At 67.1% G+C, this 3,427-nt stretch carries 6 protein-coding genes and 1 pseudogene; all 7 read right to left on the bottom strand.

The features are described from left to right. On the bottom strand, positions 1 to 302 hold a 302-nt coding region (locus ACIQ6O_RS14900; protein ID WP_396208568.1), incomplete at its 3' end, for a phosphoenolpyruvate-utilizing N-terminal domain-containing protein. Then, positions 303 to 569 (bottom strand): HPr family phosphocarrier protein, encoded by a 267-nt coding sequence (locus ACIQ6O_RS14895; RefSeq protein ID WP_396208567.1) that lies wholly within the window; start codon positions 567 to 569, stop codon positions 303 to 305. After that, complete coding sequence (locus ACIQ6O_RS14890) at positions 569 to 1,402, bottom strand: PTS system mannose/fructose/sorbose family transporter subunit IID (protein WP_396208566.1); 834 nt, start codon at positions 1,400 to 1,402, stop codon at positions 569 to 571. The genes ACIQ6O_RS14895 and ACIQ6O_RS14890 overlap by 1 nt, the downstream gene beginning before the upstream one ends. Next, entirely contained in the window at positions 1,395 to 2,105 is a 711-nt protein-coding gene (locus ACIQ6O_RS14885; RefSeq protein WP_396208565.1) for a PTS sugar transporter subunit IIC, read from the bottom strand. The genes ACIQ6O_RS14890 and ACIQ6O_RS14885 overlap by 8 nt, the downstream gene beginning before the upstream one ends. After that, positions 2,105 to 2,599 (bottom strand): PTS system mannose/fructose/N-acetylgalactosamine-transporter subunit IIB, encoded by a 495-nt coding sequence (locus tag ACIQ6O_RS14880; RefSeq protein ID WP_396208564.1) that lies wholly within the window; start codon positions 2,597 to 2,599, stop codon positions 2,105 to 2,107. Before ACIQ6O_RS14880 ends, ACIQ6O_RS14885 begins: the two co-directional genes overlap by 1 nt. Before the next feature lie 29 nt (positions 2,600 to 2,628). Further along, positions 2,629 to 3,045 carry a PTS sugar transporter subunit IIA gene (locus tag ACIQ6O_RS14875; protein ID WP_396208563.1) on the bottom strand — a complete coding sequence of 139 codons (417 nt, stop codon included), beginning with the start codon at positions 3,043 to 3,045 and terminating at the stop codon, positions 2,629 to 2,631. 8 nt (positions 3,046 to 3,053) lie between these two features. Further along, positions 3,054 to 3,427, bottom strand: a pseudogene (locus ACIQ6O_RS14870) (HPr kinase/phosphorylase); the annotation flags it as partial.

The following is a 3,427-nucleotide window of genomic DNA, read 5'->3' as shown; positions in this document are numbered from 1 at the left end:
CCGAGGTTCTTGCGGATGAGCGCGATCGTGCTGTTGGTCAGCTCCCCGTCGTCGAGGATGGAGAGCTGCACGTCGAAGATGGCCGCTTCCTTGGGACCGGTCTGCGCTTCGGTGCGCGCGCGCAAGTGCCGCAACCGTTCCCGCGCCTTCTCCACGGCGTCCCGGAAGCGCGCGATCTCCACGTCGATGCCATCGTCATCGACGAGCCGATGACGCACCTCGGGCACCTCCCAGCGCAGGAGATGCACGGGGCCCACGACGATCCCCGGCGACGCGGGAATGCCGCGGAGGACCGACAGCACTCAGCTCTCTCCGAACCGGGACGCGACCAACGCCGCAAGCGCATCGAGCGCCTCGTCGGCATCGGCTCCGGTGGCCTTGAGCGTAATGGAGGCGCCGTATTCGGCGGCCAGCATCATGACGCCCATGATGCTCTTGCCATTGACCTCGAGGTCATCGCGCGAGATGGTGATGTCGCACTTGAACTTCGAGGCCGCCTTCACCATTTCGGCCGCGGGTCGTGCGTGCAGGCCATGCTTGTTCACGATTTGGACGGATCGTTCAGCCATCAACGGACCACCGAGTAGAGGACGAAGGCCGCGAGCAACAACAGGACCACGCGCCACCCCTCGGCACGGCCCTGCAGTCGCACGAGGAGTACTGCCAGCACGGGCGTGGCAACCGCCACGCCCATGGGAATGGGCGAGAGGGGCGGCTGCCCGCCGATCGCCCGATGCACCGCCAGCGGCAGGGCGAGACCGCCGAGTACCGCCGATACCCGACCAATGTAGCGCGGACCATGCTGCAGCACCGGGTGCCCCATCGCCGTGGCCACCCGGAGCCCGTGTTGCCAGCCGGCGCGCAGCCCCCAATCGCGAAGCCCGAGATGGCCGATGTTGTACAGAACGAGGAACCCAAAGACCACTCCGAGCGGCGACCATCCGAAGCCGAACAGGAGCAGCGCCACGAGTGAACAGGCCGGCAGCCAGGCGGCCCACACGAGGCGATCGCCGAGGCTTCCCAGCGGGCCACACAGTGCCGTGCGGAACCGCTCGATACGGGCGGCCGGCACCTGCTCCAGCTCGGCCCGCGCGAGCGCACCGACGGCCAGACTCGCGAGGTAGGGGTGGGCGTTGAAGTAGACGGACTGCCGCGCCAGTGCGTCCTTGTACGGCTGTCCCTCGGGGCCCCCGGGGAGTTGGCGCAACGCGGGCTCTACACAGAACCCCATGCCGTTGCCCACCAGAATCTCGTAATTCCACGACCCCTGAATGGCGAGGCAGCGCAGGAGCATGGAGAGCCGCAGCGCGGTAGGGAGCTCCGGCGGCGGCAGGGTGCCCGGCACCGGCATACTCACCGTGTCGGTGCGGAGCGCGGGGTTGTTGAGACCGGTATCAGGCACCGACCACCACCAGCAATGTGCCAACGGCCAGCGCGGCCACGAACAGGCGTCGCGTGCCGCTGATCGCGTGGAAGTCCTTCCACACGGCAGCGGCGGCCACCCCGACGACGGCGGTGATGATGATCGCCCGCGACAGATCCTCGCCCACGCTCCAGCGGGCGTTCACGAGCACGGCCAGTGGGCGGGCGACGAGAATCATGAGCGCGCCGAGCACGGTTCCACGGGCCAGATCGAGCGTCATGCCGAACACCTGCAGCCCGATCACGGTTTTGCGGGAACCGGCGGCCAGCTGATCGAGTCTGGGGCGCGCGAACCCGGCGATGATCTGGCGCTGCTTCACCATGGTCCAACCGCCGATCCATCCCGTCGCGATCCCCACGAGCACCGCCACGGCAAAGGCGCCGACATCGGGGAACGACGAACTGGTGGCGCCGACCGAGGCCACCGCCCCGGCTGCCACCGAGGCGCTCCCCCACTCCGGATAGCGCGACGCGCCCACCGGGAGCGATTCGAGCGCCAGGCACTCGAGGGCGGTCCCGCAGACGAGCCCGGCCTCCGGTGCACCCAGAAAAGCGCCGCCGAGTGTCGCCCCCACGATAGGGCGCGAGATCATCGCCTGCGGAAAGCTCACGACGTCGAGTCCCACCACGCCGGCAAGCAGCGCGAGGGGGACCAGGTCGAGCAGGGCTGCCAGCAGCTCCATCAGGCGGAGGCCGACGAGGCGAGCAGTTCGTTGAGGGGCACGGCGCGGGCCGTGGGCACGTCCTGCGCCGTCACCTCGACCCCCTGGGATTCGATCGCCCGCAGGCCGGCTTCCTCGGCCCCGGTGAGAAACACATAACGCAATCGTCCCGTGCGACCGGGCGAATGATGGACGCCCCCCACATTCACCGCACGAATATGCCCCGGTGCAGCCTTCACGAGCCGCTGCATCGTGCCGATATCGCCCACCAGCACGATCCCGGGCTGCGGATTGCGGTCGAAGTCCGCCAGCCGCTCGGCGGCGTCGTCGACCGTGTGGAAGTGCACCGACATCTCAGGGGGCACGCCCATGCGGTACAACTCCTGTTCCCACTCACTGGAGGCGACATCGTCATCCACGAGCACGATGAACCGAAGCTCGAGTGGCTGCCCCCATCCCACGACCACCTGGCCGTGAATGAGACGATCGTCGATGCGGTAGAGCGCGATGGGCATACGGAATGAAGACGCGAAACGTCGAACGATCAGGCGACGGCGGGGATGGCCCCATGGACGACCATGGACGCGCGTCCACGATCGAGGGCCGACTGCAGGGCCTGCACGGGATCTTCGTGATCCTGCATGGCGAAGTCGAGGAGCAGCGACAGATTGACGCCGGTCACGAGCAGGACCCCCGGGCGCTCCCGAATCATGCGACGGACCGCCATGGTGCAACTGCCGGCCGGTAGATCGGTGAAAATCACGCGGGCGCCGGTGCTGTCGAGGGCCTGCGCGAGCGTGCCCTGAATGTCGTCGAGACAGAGCCCGGTATTGGAGATGGCGACGAACTGCGCCCCCCGTCCGGTGATCTGTTCGACCGCCGAAATGATCCCCAACGCGAACGTGCCATGGCCGGCCACGATTCCGCGCACGGTGGAGACCGCAGCGGTGTCTGCGCTCACCTCAGTCACTACTCGTCGTCCTCCTGCAGGTACCGCTGCACGTCGGACTTCCGGCGCATCTGGCCGATGAGTCGCTCATTGAACGCGGTCGCGGTGTCGTACCCGCGATAATAGCGCAGGAGATGGTTCATCGCGATCACTTCCGCGATGACGGTGATGTTCTTTCCGGGATTGAGATGCACCGTAATCTTGGGGATCTCGACCCCGAGAATATCGATGGTCTGCACGTCGAGCCCAGTGCGATCGACCTGGGCATCAGCGTCCCACTCTTCGAGTACCACAACGACCTCGAGTCGCTTCTGCTGGCGCACGGCATGAATGCCGAAGATCGCGGGAACGTCGAGCAAGCCGACCCCGCGAATCTCCATGAAATGCCGCTGCA

Origin of the sequence: Gemmatimonas sp., assembly GCF_044345575.1 — a bacterium.
Taxonomy (GTDB): domain Bacteria; phylum Gemmatimonadota; class Gemmatimonadetes; order Gemmatimonadales; family Gemmatimonadaceae; genus Gemmatimonas.
Note: the sequence above shows the minus strand (reverse complement) of the source record. Positions and strands in the feature narration are given on the sequence as shown.